General features: G+C 54.0%; 17 protein-coding genes. 10 read left to right on the top strand and 7 right to left on the bottom strand.

Features of this window, described 5'->3' with window-relative positions; translation table 11 throughout:
- Positions 1-533: uroporphyrinogen-III C-methyltransferase (gene cobA / locus VEI96_06995; protein ID HXX57731.1), on the bottom strand; the 533-nt coding region annotated here is incomplete at its 3' end.
- A gap of 121 nt (positions 534-654) precedes the next feature.
- Between cobA and radC the strand changes: the two genes are divergently transcribed.
- The 5 genes from radC to VEI96_06970 all read left to right on the top strand — a co-directional run bounded on the left by radC (position 655) and on the right by VEI96_06970 (position 4,957).
- Complete coding sequence (gene radC / locus VEI96_06990; protein ID HXX57730.1) at positions 655-1,338, top strand: DNA repair protein RadC; 684 nt, start codon at positions 655-657, stop codon at positions 1,336-1,338.
- A gap of 25 nt (positions 1,339-1,363) precedes the next feature.
- Positions 1,364-1,954 carry a hypothetical protein gene (locus VEI96_06985; GenBank protein HXX57729.1) on the top strand — a complete coding sequence of 197 codons (591 nt, stop codon included), beginning with the start codon at positions 1,364-1,366 and terminating at the stop codon, positions 1,952-1,954.
- A 225-nt stretch (positions 1,955-2,179) separates the two neighbouring features.
- Positions 2,180-3,457, top strand: coding sequence for a phosphoribosylamine--glycine ligase (gene purD / locus VEI96_06980; GenBank protein ID HXX57728.1), 1,278 nt, complete (start codon positions 2,180-2,182; stop codon positions 3,455-3,457).
- Positions 3,458-3,515: 58 nt separating this feature from the next.
- Positions 3,516-4,010 carry a 5-(carboxyamino)imidazole ribonucleotide mutase gene (gene purE, locus VEI96_06975; protein HXX57727.1) on the top strand — a complete coding sequence of 165 codons (495 nt, stop codon included), beginning with the start codon at positions 3,516-3,518 and terminating at the stop codon, positions 4,008-4,010.
- Between the two features lie 101 nt (positions 4,011-4,111).
- Positions 4,112-4,957 carry an ARMT1-like domain-containing protein gene (locus VEI96_06970; GenBank protein HXX57726.1) on the top strand — a complete coding sequence of 282 codons (846 nt, stop codon included), beginning with the start codon at positions 4,112-4,114 and terminating at the stop codon, positions 4,955-4,957.
- Positions 4,958-4,983: 26 nt separating this feature from the next.
- Here VEI96_06970 and VEI96_06965 read toward each other — a convergent pair whose 3' ends face one another.
- From VEI96_06965 to murJ, 3 genes are all read right to left on the bottom strand, one after another.
- Positions 4,984-5,298 carry an RNA-binding protein gene (locus tag VEI96_06965; protein HXX57725.1) on the bottom strand — a complete coding sequence of 105 codons (315 nt, stop codon included), beginning with the start codon at positions 5,296-5,298 and terminating at the stop codon, positions 4,984-4,986.
- A gap of 138 nt (positions 5,299-5,436) precedes the next feature.
- Positions 5,437-6,063, bottom strand: a complete 627-nt coding sequence (locus VEI96_06960; protein HXX57724.1) for an MBL fold metallo-hydrolase — start codon at positions 6,061-6,063, stop codon at positions 5,437-5,439.
- Complete coding sequence (gene murJ / locus VEI96_06955; protein ID HXX57723.1) at positions 6,060-7,634, bottom strand: murein biosynthesis integral membrane protein MurJ; 1,575 nt, start codon at positions 7,632-7,634, stop codon at positions 6,060-6,062. The genes VEI96_06960 and murJ overlap by 4 nt, the downstream gene beginning before the upstream one ends.
- 109 nt (positions 7,635-7,743) lie before the next feature.
- Here murJ and trpC point away from each other — a divergent pair, with 109 nt between their 5' ends.
- The 3 genes from trpC (at position 7,744) to VEI96_06940 (ending at position 10,601) form a co-directional block, all read left to right on the top strand.
- A complete protein-coding gene (gene trpC / locus VEI96_06950; GenBank protein ID HXX57722.1) occupies positions 7,744-8,532 on the top strand; it encodes an indole-3-glycerol phosphate synthase TrpC in 789 nt (262 codons plus the stop codon).
- A 28-nt stretch (positions 8,533-8,560) separates the two neighbouring features.
- On the top strand, positions 8,561-9,916 hold the full coding sequence (locus tag VEI96_06945) for a TrpB-like pyridoxal phosphate-dependent enzyme (protein ID HXX57721.1): 1,356 nt from the start codon (positions 8,561-8,563) through the stop codon (positions 9,914-9,916).
- A gap of 76 nt (positions 9,917-9,992) precedes the next feature.
- Complete coding sequence (locus VEI96_06940; GenBank protein HXX57720.1) at positions 9,993-10,601, top strand: phosphoribosylanthranilate isomerase; 609 nt, start codon at positions 9,993-9,995, stop codon at positions 10,599-10,601.
- Between the two features lie 6 nt (positions 10,602-10,607).
- Here the strand turns inward: VEI96_06940 and queF are convergent, their stop codons facing one another.
- The gene (gene queF, locus VEI96_06935; GenBank protein ID HXX57719.1) at positions 10,608-11,006 is read right to left on the bottom strand and encodes a preQ(1) synthase; all 399 of its coding nucleotides are present in this window, start codon (positions 11,004-11,006) and stop codon (positions 10,608-10,610) included.
- A 109-nt stretch (positions 11,007-11,115) separates the two neighbouring features.
- On the opposite strand from queF, the gene VEI96_06930 reads away from it, so the two are divergent.
- Positions 11,116-12,402: a transglycosylase SLT domain-containing protein gene (locus VEI96_06930; protein ID HXX57718.1), complete on the top strand. Its 1,287-nt coding sequence runs from the start codon at positions 11,116-11,118 to the stop codon at positions 12,400-12,402.
- Between the two features lie 318 nt (positions 12,403-12,720).
- The gene (locus VEI96_06925; GenBank protein ID HXX57717.1) at positions 12,721-13,110 is read left to right on the top strand and encodes a PilZ domain-containing protein; all 390 of its coding nucleotides are present in this window, start codon (positions 12,721-12,723) and stop codon (positions 13,108-13,110) included.
- A gap of 20 nt (positions 13,111-13,130) precedes the next feature.
- Here VEI96_06925 and VEI96_06920 read toward each other — a convergent pair whose 3' ends face one another.
- Together VEI96_06920 and VEI96_06915 are read right to left on the bottom strand one after the other, a co-directional pair.
- Positions 13,131-13,817, bottom strand: a complete 687-nt coding sequence (locus tag VEI96_06920; protein ID HXX57716.1) for a tetratricopeptide repeat protein — start codon at positions 13,815-13,817, stop codon at positions 13,131-13,133.
- On the bottom strand, positions 13,817-14,473 hold a 657-nt coding region (locus tag VEI96_06915), incomplete at its 5' end, for a histidinol phosphate phosphatase domain-containing protein (protein HXX57715.1). The genes VEI96_06915 and VEI96_06920, both read right to left, overlap by 1 nt.

The raw sequence follows: 14,473 nt of genomic DNA, 5'->3' as shown, positions 1-14,473 counted from the left end.
TTTACTGCCATGAGGACCACGAGCGTACCTACGCCCGTTGCGATTCTTGCCCAGTCTATGGCCGATTCTCCCTTTGTCATGTCCTCATAACCCGGTATCACCGCAAAAGATGACGAATAGTGCCTGTGGGTCAGAGGGATTCCCGCATATGCTGGAGCCGCCACTGACGAACTGACGCCAGGAACGACCTCAAACGTTATGCCGTTCTTAACGAGCTCAACCGCCTCTTCACCGCCACGGCCAAAGACGAAGGGGTCGCCGCCCTTGAGCCTGCACACGGTCTTCCCCTCCTTAGCCTTCCCGATGAGAACGGCATTGATCTCGTCCTGGGTCATCGCATGATGGCCGCCCCGTTTCCCGGCATAGACAAATTCCGCGTCGTGGCTTATGTAATTCAGAATCTGCGCATTGAGGTGAAGATCATAAACGACCACCTCCGCCTTTTGGAGGCACTTCAGCCCTTTCACGGTCAGAAGCCCTATATCCCCGGGTCCTGCCCCGACGAGGTAGACCTTGCCCTTACCGCTTTTCATGAAGTTCATTGTACCATATCCGGAAAGAGGCGCAGGGACAGGTCTCGCTGGCGTCGATGAGATTTTACACAAAAAAAAAGACGAACTTGATAGAATAGTCTTCCGGAGAGGGGATCAGAGGATGCCGGAGCAGAAGATAAAAGACTGGCCCGAGAACGAGAGGCCTCGGGAGAGACTCGTGAAATACGGTCCCGAGAATCTTTCCGATGCCCAGCTCCTCGCGATAATCTTGAGGACGGGAGGCGATGGGAAGGGGGTGTTGAACCTTTCCCTGTCGCTCCTCGACGCGTTCAAGACGCTCAGAAGCATAGATACCGCTTCTCCCGCCGAACTCGCTTCCCTGAAAGGGCTCGGCATCGCCAAGGTCGCTCAGATAAAAGCGGCCTTTGAACTCGGCAAGAGATTGATGGGTGAGTCTTCGGTCGGCAAACCCGTTTTTTCTTCGAGCAACGCGGTATACTCTTATTTCGCTCCCCGCTTCAAAAACCTTAAGAAAGAGCTTTTTCTCTCCCTCCTCCTTGATACAAAAAACAGGCTGATCCGGGAATGCAAGATATCGGAGGGAACGCTGACCAACTCGCCCATTCACCCGCGGGAGGCTTTTAAAGAGGCTATCAGGGAGTCGGCTGCATCGGTTATCTTCGTCCATAACCACCCGAGCGGCGATCCCGCGCCGAGCCGCGATGATGTCACGGTTACGGAAAGACTCAGGAGCGCAGGAGAGATTATCGGGATAGCTGTTCTTGACCATGTGATCATCGGCGACGGAGCGTATATCAGCCTCAAAGAAAAAGGCATATTCTAAAGTCTCGGAAAGAGGAGGAGACGGCATGATCAAGAGGGCCCTCATCAGTGTCTCGAATAAGAAAGGCGTTGTCGATTTTGCGCGGGAGTTGTCCCGGATGGGCACCGAGATTCTATCGACGGGCGGGACCGCAAAGGCCCTTCGTGATTCCCGAATTCCGGTAACCGATGTTTCGGACTATACAGGTTTCCCTGAGATGCTCGATGGCAGGCTGAAGACGTTGCACCCGAAGATCCATGGGGGCCTTCTCGCGAGGCGAAGCAATCCAAAAGATATGGAGGATATAGAGAAGCACGGCATTCGGCCGATAGATATGGTCGTGGTGAACCTCTACCCCTTTGAGGAAACGATCTCGAAAACAGGGGTGACCTTTGACGATGCCATTGAGAATATCGACATCGGAGGACCCGCCATGCTCAGGGCAGCGTCCAAGAATTTTCAGGATGTGGCTGTTGTCGTCGACCCGGACGATTATCCGGCAATAATCAGGGAGATGAAGTCATCGGGGGGAGCGCTGAGCAAGGAGACAAAATTCAATCTGGCAAAGAAGGTCTTCGCCCATACGGCCCGCTATGATGCCCTCATCGCAGAGTACCTCGGGAGAACGAAGTTTTAGACGCTCAGTGAGCGTCCAGAAATTCATGCCCGGTATCGACGACGGCAAACGGAGAAAGCGAATTTGTTATAATAGCAGGCGCTCGCGTTCCATCATGGAGTCCTCTCTCAGGATATATCGCCTCTGAGCATCGGCGCAGCAGAGAAGGGGGATCAGCGTCTTCCAGGCATCGTATCATTGCCGGAACGATCTCTCGATGGGTGACAGAAAAGGAGTATAGGAGAAATGAAGGTTCTCGTAATCGGGGGTGGCGGACGGGAGCATGCCATCGTCTGGAAGCTATCTCAGTCGCGGCACGTGGATAAGATTTACTGCGCCCCGGGAAATGCCGGAATTTCGGAGATAGCGGAGTGCATCGATATCGGGCTTGACTCCTTCGCAGACCTGATTAATTTTGTCAAATATGAGTGGATAGACCTGACCATCGTCGGGCCCGAAGACCCCCTTTCGAGAGGGATTGTCGATGCCTTTGAAAAGGAAGGGAGACGGATCCTCGGTCCTTCACGCGAGGCGGCTCAGTTAGAGTCGAGTAAGATCTTCGCCAAGGATTTCATGAGGAGATACGGAATTCCCTCGGCGGAATACAGCGTATTCACTTCCTATGTCCATGCGGAAGATCACGTCCGGATGAAGGGGGCACCGATTGTCATCAAGGCCGAAGGGCTTGCGGCAGGAAAGGGTGTATTCGTGGCGAAGACCGTAGACGAAGCGATAACGGCCCTCAGGCTGATCATGAAAGAACGGGCATTCGGTGAGGCCGGGAACCGGGTAGTCGTCGAAGAGTGCATCGACGGCGAAGAAGCGTCTTTCATGGCCTTCCTCGACGGGAAGACTCTGGTCCCGATGGCGAGTTCACAGGACCACAAGAGAATTTTTGACGACGACAAGGGGCCGAATACCGGTGGAATGGGTGCGTATAGCCCTGCGCCGGTGATCACGAGGGAAATGGAGACGGCGATCATGGAGAAGGTCATGCGGCCCGCCATGAGGGGACTGAAGGCCGAGGGAATCCGATACAAGGGTGTGCTCTATGCGGGAGTCATGATAAGGAATAATATCCCCTATGTCCTTGAGTTCAACTGCAGGCTCGGCGACCCCGAGACGCAGCCGGTGCTTTCTCGGCTGGATTCCGATCTCGTTGACGTCGCCCTCTCAGTGACCGACGGCAAATTGTCCGAAATGAATATCAGGTGGAAACCCGATTCATCAGTTTGCGTGGTACTCGCATCGGGAGGATATCCCGGCCAGTATGAAAAAGGAATACTCATATCAGGACTCGATACGGTGAAACAGGAGAAAGATATCGTTGTGTTCCACGCGGGAACGTCTTTCAGTAACGGCAGCATCGTTACATCAGGGGGGAGGGTGCTCGGGGTTACTGCTCTCGGGAGCGGCATAAAGGATGCAAAAGAGAGGGCATACCGGGCGATAGAGAAGATTCATTTCGAAGGAATGCACTATCGAAATGACATCGCTGACAGGGCACTGAGACGGCAGGCATGAGACTGCGGACGATCGCGCAGAAGGATCGTTCAGGAACCGCTGAAACGGGAGGTTATCGATGAAACCACAGGTCTTAATAATAATGGGAAGCGATTCAGATCTTCCTGTGATGACAGAGGCGTCGAAGATTCTCGATGCTTTCGGAATTCCCTATGAAATGACCGTGGCATCTGCCCATAGGAGTCCCGACCGCGTTCTCGACCTTTCTTCCGGTGCGGAACGTAGGGGGATAGAGGTGATCATCGCCGCAGCAGGGGCAGCAGCACATCTTGCCGGTGTCGTGGCGTCCCATACGATACTCCCCGTGATCGGCGTTCCGATTAACTCTTCACCGCTTCAGGGGTTCGATTCCCTCCTCAGTACGGTCCAGATGCCTCCGGGGGTTCCCGTTGCCACGATGGCTGTCGGCAAAGCCGGCGCAAAAAACTCCGCTCTGCTCTCCGCGCAGATTATCGGCAGAAAGGAGGGACGCATTGTGAAAAAACTCCGGCAGTATAAGAAGAGGATGGCAACCGAGGTGCGGGAAAAAGCGGAAGCGCTGAAAGGCAGATAGAAACCTTTTCGAGACAGGTTGATCAAAGAAATGATGCTTCGTTGCGTGGGTCTCAAGCTTCCTCAGGCTCATCATCTGCCTCCGTCCGGAGGAGTCTCACGATGAAGGTCCACCTCGATTGTTTTCCGTGTTTCCTCAAGCAATCCCTCATAGCCCTGAGGTTCGGGACGAAGGAGAGAGAAACCCAGGAGAGGATCGTAAAGGCTGTTCTCGAAGATATCCTGAATACCGATACGGAAAAGCCGCCTGCTCATGCAACGACATTCATTCACCGGAGGATCAGGGGCCTCCTGCAGAAGGACCCCTTTCAGGGGATAAAATCTGAATACAACCGGATATCCCTCGGCATCTATCCATCGCTCAAGAAGATCGTTCTCGAAAGTCCCGATCCGCTAAAGACAGCGGCAAGGCTCGCCATAGCCGGCAACGTCATAGACTTCGGCATATTCACCTCCGTCGATATCGAAGGCACCATTGAACGGGCGTTGCACGCCCCGCTTGCCGTTGACGATTATCAGTCCTTTCTTTCGGCGCTTTCCGATGCCGATGAGATACTCTACCTCCTTGACAATGCCGGGGAGATAGTCTTTGACAGAATCTTCATCGAAACGTTACAGTCCCTGGGCAAAACCATTATCGCCGTTGTTAAGGGCTCGCCGGTGATCAACGATTGCACCCGTGAAGATGCGCGGGAGGCTCATTTGACAGAGGTCTGCGAGGTTGTCGACAACGGGTCCGACGCCGTCGGAACAATCCTCGAGTGGACGTCCGATGATTTCCTGCGGAGATACCGGCAGGCACGGCTTGTCATAAGCAAGGGACAGGGAAATTTCGAAACGCTGTCAGACCCTCACAAGACAGTATTCTACCTGTTTCAGTCTAAATGTGATGTGGTTTCAAAAGAACTGGGATTATCCCTCGGCTCTATGATCTTGATGGGTTCCTGAATCTGCTCTAAAAAGAAAGGCTCAGACTACCTTCTCCCCCCCTGGTGCTTACCGCCAAAACCGCTTCTTTCTCTCGGGCCCCTTTCCCTTCTCTCCTGGGGTTTTGCCTCGCTCACAACGATATTCCGCGACACAAAGCTGCTGCCGTTGAACATCGTGATCGCCTTCTGGGCATCGGCTTCCGAGCTCATTTCGACAAAGCCGAAACCCCTCGACCTGCCGGTTGCGCCATCGGTGATCATCTTTACGGATACCACTTCTCCGGCCTGCGAGAAGAGGTCTTTCAGGTCATCCTCCGTTGCCTGAAACGAAATGTTGCCTACATAGAGTTTTGTGCCCATCCTTCCTCCTGAAAATAAAAATCCCAAGACCCGCGGCCTTGGGTCGGGAAACCCGAACAATCGACGATTCTCAGGAACCCGTTAATGCTGAGAAGCTCAGACCATGATAGCTAAATATGCCAGTTAATGAGAGCTTTGTCAAGCAAATAATTTCGGAAAGAAGTTGTCGACGCGCTCTCTCCCTATGGTCGAATTCGGACCGTGTCCGGTAAGGACCTCGGTGTCCGGAGGAAGCGACATGAGTCTGTCGAAGGAACGTTTCAGTTTACCCATATCCCCGCCATGGAAATCCGTCCTTCCCACGGCACCGGCAAAAAGCGTATCTCCCGTCAGGATGATTCCCTCTCCCGAGAGGCAGATGCCGCCCGGACTGTGTCCCGGGGTGTGGAGGACCACGAACGTGAGGGCCCCGACCCTCACCTCATCACCTTCCCCAACGAGGATGTCGGGTTCGGGGAGGGGATCGAGGTCATAGCCCCAGAAAGCCGCCATGTCCCTCGCACCGTGATAGATATCGAGTTCATCCCGGTGGATGATTATTTTCGCGTGAGTAGTCTTCTTGATGTCAGGTACCGCCCCCACGTGGTCGAAATGGGCGTGGGTGCAGACGATGTATTCCGCGGTGAGTTCCTCTTTCTTCAGGAGTTCGATGATCCTGTCCGGCTCGTCCCCCGGGTCCACGACGACAGCCTTCCCCGAAGCCTCATCTCCTACGACAAAACAGTTTACCTGCAGCGGGCCGACAACCAGGTTCCTGATAATCATGCTTTCCCTCCTGCGCGCCTCTTACCTATTATGGCATAAAGATAACCCACCTCGTCAGTCCGGAGAAGAAAGCAGATGCCGAGATAGAGGATCAGGCAGAACGCGATCGTGCCCGAAAGGTAGAGCGCCTTTTCCATAAACCTTCCCTGCGATTGCCAAATGACGCCCCGCACGACAAGCCAGCCTGAAACGCCCGTGACGCATGAAGCGCCGCATACCTTGAAAAAAGACCGGAATATCCTCTTCGCATCGATGCGGCCGAGTTTCCTTCTCAAGAAATAGAAGAGGAGCGCAAAGTTGACACCCGAAGCGAGCGCATTCGCGAAGGCCAATCCGGCATGCTTCAGGGGCCCCATGAGGATAAGGCTCATCATGACATTCGTGAGCATCGCGACGATCGCAATTTTTACCGGCGTCCTTGTATCCTGCAGGGAATAGAAGGTGGCGGTCACTACCCGCACGCCGACAACGGCCCATATGCCGAGGGAGTAGAAGAGCAGCGCTTGCGCCGTCCCGATCGTTGCGGTGTAATCGAACGCGCCCCGCTGAAAGAGCATATTCACAATCGGTTCCCGTAGCGCGATCAGCCCCGCCATTGACGGCACGGTGATGAAGAAGAGGAGCCTCAGGGCAAAGGAGAAATCCTCCCTCAGTTTATCCATCTCTCCCTTTGCCGCATGCTCTGACAATGCAGGGAGGGCCGCCATACCCATCGCGACTCCGAAGATGCCTATCGGAAACTGAATGAGCCTCATGGAGTAGTAGAGATAGGTGATGCTCCCCTGCGGAAGATAAGACGCGAGAATCGTGCTGATGAAGATGTTGATCTGGGCTGCCGCCATTCCCATCGTTGCCGGGAGGATGAGGACCGACATCCTCTTCAGACCGGGATGGCCGAAATCATAGGAGGGCCTCAGGTCGTAGTCCTGCCGGAAGAAAGAGGGGAGCTGGAAGGCGAACTGCACAAACCCGCCGAGAACGACACCGATGGCGACAGCGATGATCGGCTGCTCCAGGACCGGAACAAGGAGGAGCACCAGACCGATGATCGTCACGTTGAGCATCGCGGGGGCGAAGGCGGGAACAAAGAAGACCCTCCTCGTGTTGAGCGCACCCATGACGAGAGCAGCGAGACTTATGAAAAGGAGAAAAGGAAACATGATCCTCGTGAGGAGAACGGTGAGCGAGAATTTTCCGCTCTCCTTCAGGAACCCCGGCGCGATGAGAGCGACTATCTGAGGTGCAAACAGGACGCCGGCAAGACAGAGCAGCCCGAGAACGATCACGATGAAGGTGAAGGTTATCCTCACGATCCGCTTCACCTCTTCGTCCCCGCTTCTTGTCCGGTATTCCGTGAGGACCGGTATGAATGCCGAAGACATCGAGCCCTCGGCAAAGAGCTCCCTCAGGAGGTTCGGAATCCTGAAGGCGACAAAGAATGTGTCGGAAAGTCCGGTCGCGCCGAAGTACCCTGCGATGATCATATCCTTCAGATAGCCGAGGATGCGGCTTGCGAAGGTCGCTGCAGACATGACGCCCGCCGCCTTTGCGATTCTGTCCTTCGTATCCATGATGGGCAATTATATCACAACCTCATGAAACCCGCCCCCCGCCAACGTTCCCGCGGATACTGCTTTCCCGGAGTTGTAAAATCATCACCCGTTGCCTTAAAATTTAAAGATGTCAGTCCTTCATGCGATAGCAGAAAAGAAGAGGGAGCGCCTGGACGATAGAAAGAGGAACGTCTCCCGAAACGAACTGAAGGCTCGGATTCAGGAAGTCGAGAAGCCGCGGGACTTCACTGCGGCCGTCAGAAGAGGAGCGGGACGTATTAGAATCATCGCAGAGATAAAACGGGCCTCCCCGTCACGGGGACTCATTAAAAAAGATTTCGACCCTGGTCAGGTGGCGTCCGTCTATGAAGAGAAGTCTGTCGACGCGGTCTCTGTCATCACGGAGGAAGATTTCTTCCTTGGCGACCTGAGGTACATAGAGGCCGTGAAACGGATCGTCACGAGGCCGGTGCTGAGAAAAGACTTCATCGTCGATGAATACCAGATCTATGAATCGAAGGCATACGGAGCGGATGCGGTACTCCTCATCGGAGCTCTCCTCGAAAAGGCGCAGGCTGGAGAATATCTCGATCTCTGCGGGGAGCTCGGTCTTTCCGTCCTTTTCGAGGTGCACGACTTTAGGGAACTCGAAGGGGCACTCCGCCTCGATACGGACATCATAGGGATAAACAACAGAGATCTGAAAAGCCTCGCGGTGGATATGGAGACGACCTTTCTCCTGAAACGGGAGATACCGCCCGATAGGATTACGGTCAGTGAAAGCGGCATCAAGACCAGGGATGACGTGCAGCGGCTGGATGCCGCCGGAATAGACGCCATGCTTATCGGCACATCCCTCATAGAGTCCCGGGATATCGCGGGGAAGATCGATGAATTGAGAGGAACGTTACGCTGATAAACTTATTTTCGATGAGGAGGATCCTATGCAGGAAACAAAGATAGTGCTCCCGGACAGGGAGATACCGAAACAGTGGTACAACATCATGGCTGACATGCCCCATCTCCCGAAACCTCCGCTCCATCCGGCAACGCTCAAACCTGTTGGCCCCGATGACTTATCAGCCATATTCCCTATGGCGCTCATAGAGCAAGAGGTCTCCAATCAGCGGTGGATCGACATACCCGAGGAAGTGCTCGATATATACACCCTCTGGAGGCCGGCCCCGCTCTATCGGGCCCACAGGCTTGAAAAGGCGATCGGAACCCCTGCAAAGATCTATTACAAATATGAAGGGGTGAGTCCTGCGGGCAGCCACAAGCCGAACACGTCCATCCCCCAGGCATTCTACAACAAGAAGGCCGGGATCAGGAGGATAGCCACCGAGACGGGCGCGGGCCAATGGGGGTCCTCGATGGCCCTTGCCGGGAGCCTCTTCGGACTTGATGTAACCGTATATATGGTGAAAGTGAGCTTTAATCAAAAGCCATACCGGAGGATCGCGATGGAGACGTGGGGTGCGACCGTCCATTCGAGCCCCTCGCAGGTCACCAATTCGGGCAAGAAGATCCTCGAAGCAGACCCTGAATGTCCCGGGAGTCTCGGAATCGCCATATCAGAGGCTGTGGAGGATGCCGCAACCCACAGCGATACGAACTACGCCCTCGGCTCGGTATTGAATCATGTCTTGCTCCATCAGACGGTCATCGGCCAGGAAGCCAAGAAACAGTTTGCACTGATCGACGATTACCCGGATATCATCGTCGGGAGCTGCGGGGGCGGAAGCAATCTTGCGGGGATCAGTTTCCCCTTCCTGCAGGATAAGATAGCCGGCAAGGATCTGCGGGTCATCGCCGTGGAACCCACGTCTTGCCCCACCCTCACAAAAGGCGAATTCAGGTACGATTTCGGTGACACGGCCGGGCTGACCCCGCTGCTCATGATGTACACGCTTGGACATGATTTTGTGCCTCCCGGGATTCATGCCGGCGGACTGCGGTATCATGCCGATGCGCCGCTCCTCTGTCAACTCTATCATGATGGGCTCATAGAGGCGGTGGCATGCGGACAGACTGCGGTTTTTGAATCAGCCGTCAAGTTTGCCCGATCGGAGGGCATCATACCGGCTCCTGAGAGCGCACATGCCATCGTCACCGTGATAAACGAGGCGATACGATGCAGGGAGGAGGGGAAGACGAAGACCATTCTCTTTAACCTGAGCGGTCACGGGTACCTCGATCTCGCGGCCTATGAAAATTATCTTTCCGGAAAGCTTGAGGACTTTGTCTATCCCGACGAAATGATTCGGGAGTCCCTCGCGAAACTGCCGGTTGTCGGTTAAGAATCTCCTTGCACAGGTGCGCTCGTCAACGTCTCCTTGTTGTTTCGGGTGCGTCATGCACCAGTGAGTACAGGCAGTGGTAAGAGTGAAGATATGCGGCATCACAAACATCGGTGATGCCTTACTTGCAGCCGAATACGGCGCGGATGCCGTGGGGTTTGTCTTTTACAAGAAAAGCCCGAGGAACATCTCGCCGGATGCTGCCAGGGATATTGTCCGCCAACTTCCGCCCTTCCTGTCGACTGTCGGCGTGTTCGTCGACGAGAAACCGGATGAGATAGAGAGGATCATCCGACATGCTGCCATCGATATCGCCCAGTTGCACGGCCACGAACCCCCGGAGGCATGCGTGATGTCGGGAAGGGTCATAAAGGCGGTACGGGTGAGGGAGTTGAGCGACCTGGAACCCCTGAGACATTATCGTGTTTCTGCATACCTTCTCGACACCTTTACTCCTGAATCCCTCGGAGGCACGGGGCAGATATTCAACTGGGACATCGCGGTTGAGGCGAAACAGTTCGGAAAGATAATCCTCGCAGGGGGACTGAATCCTGACAATATCGAGAAGGCGGTTCGGTGGGTAAATCCCCATGCTGTTGATGTGAGCAGCGGCGTAGAAGAAGGAAAGGGCAAAAAAGACCCGAGAAAGATGAAGCTCTTTATCGAGAGGGCAAAACGGGGATAACGCTTCTCAGGTCTTGCATCGACCTGCCTTATCGGAACGAACCGACACTACAGTCTTTACGTTTCCCCTCGCGTTGAAGTCTCCGATGACCTCCAAGAACCTCGGTTTCAGGAGCCCTATGAGTTCCGAGTATATCCTGTTCGTAACCTCCTCATGGGACACCGGGAGATCTCTATATGAATTCAGGTAGAGCTTCAGGGATTTGAGCTCAATGATCTTTTTGTCGGGGATATAGTGTATCCGTATAGTCGCAAAGTCTGGGTAGCCGGAGCGGGGGCAGATACAGGTGAACTCAGGGAAACTGATGTCGATGTCATAGTCCCTCCCGACATTCGGATTATCCCATGTCTCCAGGAGGGATTTCTTTATGGCACGCTCGCCGTATCTCACAGAAAAATCTAACATTTCATCAGAAATTTTGTAAAGCGAGGCTCTCCCGCAATCAGTACGCTCCGTCGCCGTCAGAACAAAAAATCCTTGACAAATCATCATTTTTCAGCTAAGAATATGGCGTATGCTGAAGAAGCGGTTTTTTGTCTTTTTCTGTTTCCTGTTCTTTACTCTCTGTTATTCTGTCGTGCCGACTGCCTCAAGGGGCGAAGGTCGTCTCCCCGATGAACCTCTCCTTGAACAGAATAAACAACAGACAGAGCAGGCCCCCGTCATTTTACAAGCTCCGGAGCAACAGACCGAAACTGACCAGCCCGCCGCAGCAAAGGACCCGGGTGGCGCACCGCACTCTTCCAAACCCCTTGTCACGAGGGCAGTTGCGAGAAACATCGCCTTGTTCACCGAGCGGATTAGGGAACGGTTTACGCTCTGGCTCCAGAGGTCCGGGAAGTACCTCGATTTGATGAAAGAGATCCTGCGGCAGAACAAAGTCCCCGAAGATATAGCCTTTCTTCCCCTCATCGAGAGCGGCTTCAGCCCGAACGCCTATTCCGTGGCGAGGGCAGTGGGCCCCTGGCAGTTCATAGCGGAGACGGGAAAGAGGTACGGCCTCAAGATAGACTGGTGGCGTGATGAGAGGAGAGACCCCGTGAAGTCGACCGAGGCGGCGGCAAATTATCTCAAGGACCTCTACGAGATGTTCGGATCCTGGAACCTGGCGATGGCCGCATACAATGCAGGCGAAGGGAAGATTCTCAAGGCGCTGAACAGGTCCAGGAGCGACGACTACTGGGCCCTTCTCAATACCCGCTACATAAAGGACGAGACGAAAGAGTATGTGCCGAGGTTTATCGCTGCAAAGCAGATCGCCATGGACCCGAAGGCGTATGGCTTCGAAAATCTCGCATATCATTCTCCCTTCGAATACGATGAGGTGGTCATTGACAAGCCGGTCGACCTCGACGTTGCAGCCAGTTGCGCGCAGACCACGGAGACCGCGGTGAAAGAACTGAACCCGGAACTCAGGAGATGGAGCACGCCTCCGAATGTTACGTCCTATGCATTGAGAATTCCCGCCGGGAAGAAAGACCTTTTCATCGAAAATCTCGCAAAGATTCCTGAGGAGGAACGGTTCACGATCGCTGCCTATACGGTAAAGAAGGGAGACACCCTTAAGAAGATCGCATCCAAGACCGGCGTGCCGATCGGTGTGATCAACGAACTCAATGACGGCATGAAGGTGCTCAAGACCGGAGAGACGATCTATCTCCCCCCAAAAGAAAAGTTCTGCATGGACCGCGATGATAGGGCAACGATGAAGAAGGCCGTCTATCAGAAACCGAAAAAGAAGAGATCGAACAAGAAGATAATCGCGTCGGTCAATAAAAAAGATTCGTACGTGAACGATTGACTCCGGCTTCCCTGGTTTCCCGTTTCCTTCTGTAAAGATGCTCTGTCGCTAGAAGAGGAATCCTTCCTTATTCTTTACTCCTTCAAGAATGATAAAAGACTGCCCGACGTCCGCGCCATTGACGTTCCTGTAGCCTGTGCCAGTCCTGAAACTCTCCCCCTACCCAGGTAGGATTGACATCTCGAGCGCTAGGGTTCAAAGTGTGACTAAGTGATATTCGCAATAGAATAAAGGAGGATCGCCTCATGCACATCGGAGTCCAGGGCATATTTCCGGTTTTCGGTGCGGCCCCCAACCCTTGCGCTGAGGCCAGAAGCGGTGGCTGATAGAAGAAGACACAAGAGATTCATTAAACGCTGTGACGTCGAGTTCGTATCTGACGGTATGAGACGCGCCGGGATATCGAGCGATTTTTCCCTGCAGGGCATGTTCATAAGAACAAACTATCCGAAAGCCCCGGATACGGTTCTTGAAATAACGCTGTATCTGCCCCAAGGTTTGACCTCACGATTGCGGGTTAAGGTCAAGAGGGCCTGGAAAACTCCGACTGGGAAAGTGATAAAGGCCCCGACCAAGACCGGAAAGAACGGGATGGGAGTCGAAATTTTAGAAAGAGATGCGAACTACCTTCACTTCATCAGGTATCTGGTCTGCCGGAGTTCAGCCCTGAAAGAGGTTCCTCCTGAGCCGATCATGGCGGAGGTTTGAAAAACGTTATGTAGTTTCCATTAAGAAGCTGGCGGCTGTCCTTGCGGAGCCCTCAGGAACGGCGAGTTCGGAAAATTCTTCTTGAGTTCTTCAAGTTTCTTGGCGGCCTCTTCCGTCTTTCCCATCGACTCAAGGATTCGTGCAGACTCCATGAGGGCAAGGTCTTTGAATGAGCCGGTACGGTAATTGTAGAGCGTGTCGAGGAGTTTGAGGGCGGCATCCTTATCCCCTTTCTTGAAGGCGATCACCGCCATCTTATAGTAGGTGAGGGGAACAAACTTCTCATCATCGGGAAACCGTTCATTCAATTCGTTCAGGGCCTTCAACGCATCCTCGTATTTTCCCATACCGTCGTAGCAGCTCGCGATATAGAAGAGTGCGAATGGCGATTTCCGCATCTCGTTAGCCTTCCTGAAATCCTCCAGGGCCTTCTGGTACTGCTCTCCCTTCTGGAACGGCTGTTTCTGCTGAAACCCGTAGTAAGCCCGGTAGCCTTCATATTCAAGGGTCTCGGCCTTTGCGTTCATGTTTGAACGGTAGAGGGAAATCCCCGCCACGACAAGAAGGACTACGACCGCGCCAATGAACACGGGCAAGAGGAATCTCTGCCTCTCACCGAGCGATTCCCTTACTCGATGGACGATATTGCTTACGTCTTCCTCTTTCTTCGCCGGTTTCGCAATCTTCTTCTTAATGGCCTTTGGCATTAATTCCCCCTCAAAGCTTTTTCAACAAGTCCTTTTGCGTTTTCGAATATCGATTCAATTCGGCTTTCCTCTATGCCGGAAGCCATGAGTATTTTCCTCGCAGTCTCCCGCGTGATGAGATCTCCCGGGCTGTGGGAGTCGGTGTTTATCGTCACCGGCACCCCGAACTTAATCGCCTCCTTCGCCACATATCCGTTCGAAAGTGAGTGCCCCTTCCGGGCGGTAATCTCGAGGACAACGCCCTTGTCCTTCGCAAGGAGGACGTCCTCTGTCGTGATCAGCCCGGGGTGCGACAGGATATCCGCTCCGGCCTCTATCCCGGCCCTGTTGGTCCCCTCCGGCACCGGTTCAACGATCGTCTCTCCATGGACAAGGACAATTCTTGCCCCGAGAGAACGCGCCTCCTTCACGAGATCGGCCACGAGCTTGGGCGGTGCATGAGTTATCTCGGTGCCCGGAATCACCTCAATCGGAACGAAGTCACGAATTTTTTTTACCGCCTTCACGATCCTCGGTATCACAAAGTCTATGTTCGATTCATCCACATGGTCCGTGATCGCGAGAGCGCTGTAACCCATCGCGATCGCCCTCCTCACAAGCTCGTAGGGCAGGAGTTCTCCGTCGCTGAATATGCTGTGGGTATGGAGATCGATCAT

The sequence above is a fragment of the Thermodesulfovibrionales bacterium genome (assembly GCA_035622735.1).
GTDB lineage: Bacteria > Nitrospirota > Thermodesulfovibrionia > Thermodesulfovibrionales > UBA9159 > DASPUT01.
This window is presented reverse-complemented; position numbering and strand designations above follow the sequence as displayed.

What these genes read in the sequence shown, in the direction of transcription:
- radC (HXX57730.1), top strand. Translation starts at nt 655, where the DNA reads ATGCCGGAGCAGAAGATAAAAGACTGGCCCGAGAACGAGAGGCCTCGG.
- VEI96_06930 (HXX57718.1), top strand. Translation starts at nt 11,116, where the DNA reads ATGCTGAAGAAGCGGTTTTTTGTCTTTTTCTGTTTCCTGTTCTTTACT.
- purE (HXX57727.1), top strand. Translation starts at nt 3,516, where the DNA reads ATGAAACCACAGGTCTTAATAATAATGGGAAGCGATTCAGATCTTCCT.
- murJ (HXX57723.1), bottom strand. Translation starts at nt 7,634, where the DNA reads ATGGATACGAAGGACAGAATCGCAAAGGCGGCGGGCGTCATGTCTGCA.
- purD (HXX57728.1), top strand. Translation starts at nt 2,180, where the DNA reads ATGAAGGTTCTCGTAATCGGGGGTGGCGGACGGGAGCATGCCATCGTC.
- VEI96_06945 (HXX57721.1), top strand. Translation starts at nt 8,561, where the DNA reads ATGCAGGAAACAAAGATAGTGCTCCCGGACAGGGAGATACCGAAACAG.
- VEI96_06960 (HXX57724.1), bottom strand. Translation starts at nt 6,063, where the DNA reads ATGATTATCAGGAACCTGGTTGTCGGCCCGCTGCAGGTAAACTGTTTT.
- VEI96_06920 (HXX57716.1), bottom strand. Translation starts at nt 13,817, where the DNA reads ATGCCAAAGGCCATTAAGAAGAAGATTGCGAAACCGGCGAAGAAAGAG.
- trpC (HXX57722.1), top strand. Translation starts at nt 7,744, where the DNA reads ATGTCAGTCCTTCATGCGATAGCAGAAAAGAAGAGGGAGCGCCTGGAC.
- queF (HXX57719.1), bottom strand. Translation starts at nt 11,006, where the DNA reads ATGTTAGATTTTTCTGTGAGATACGGCGAGCGTGCCATAAAGAAATCC.
- VEI96_06985 (HXX57729.1), top strand. Translation starts at nt 1,364, where the DNA reads ATGATCAAGAGGGCCCTCATCAGTGTCTCGAATAAGAAAGGCGTTGTC.
- VEI96_06970 (HXX57726.1), top strand. Translation starts at nt 4,112, where the DNA reads ATGAAGGTCCACCTCGATTGTTTTCCGTGTTTCCTCAAGCAATCCCTC.
- VEI96_06965 (HXX57725.1), bottom strand. Translation starts at nt 5,298, where the DNA reads ATGGGCACAAAACTCTATGTAGGCAACATTTCGTTTCAGGCAACGGAG.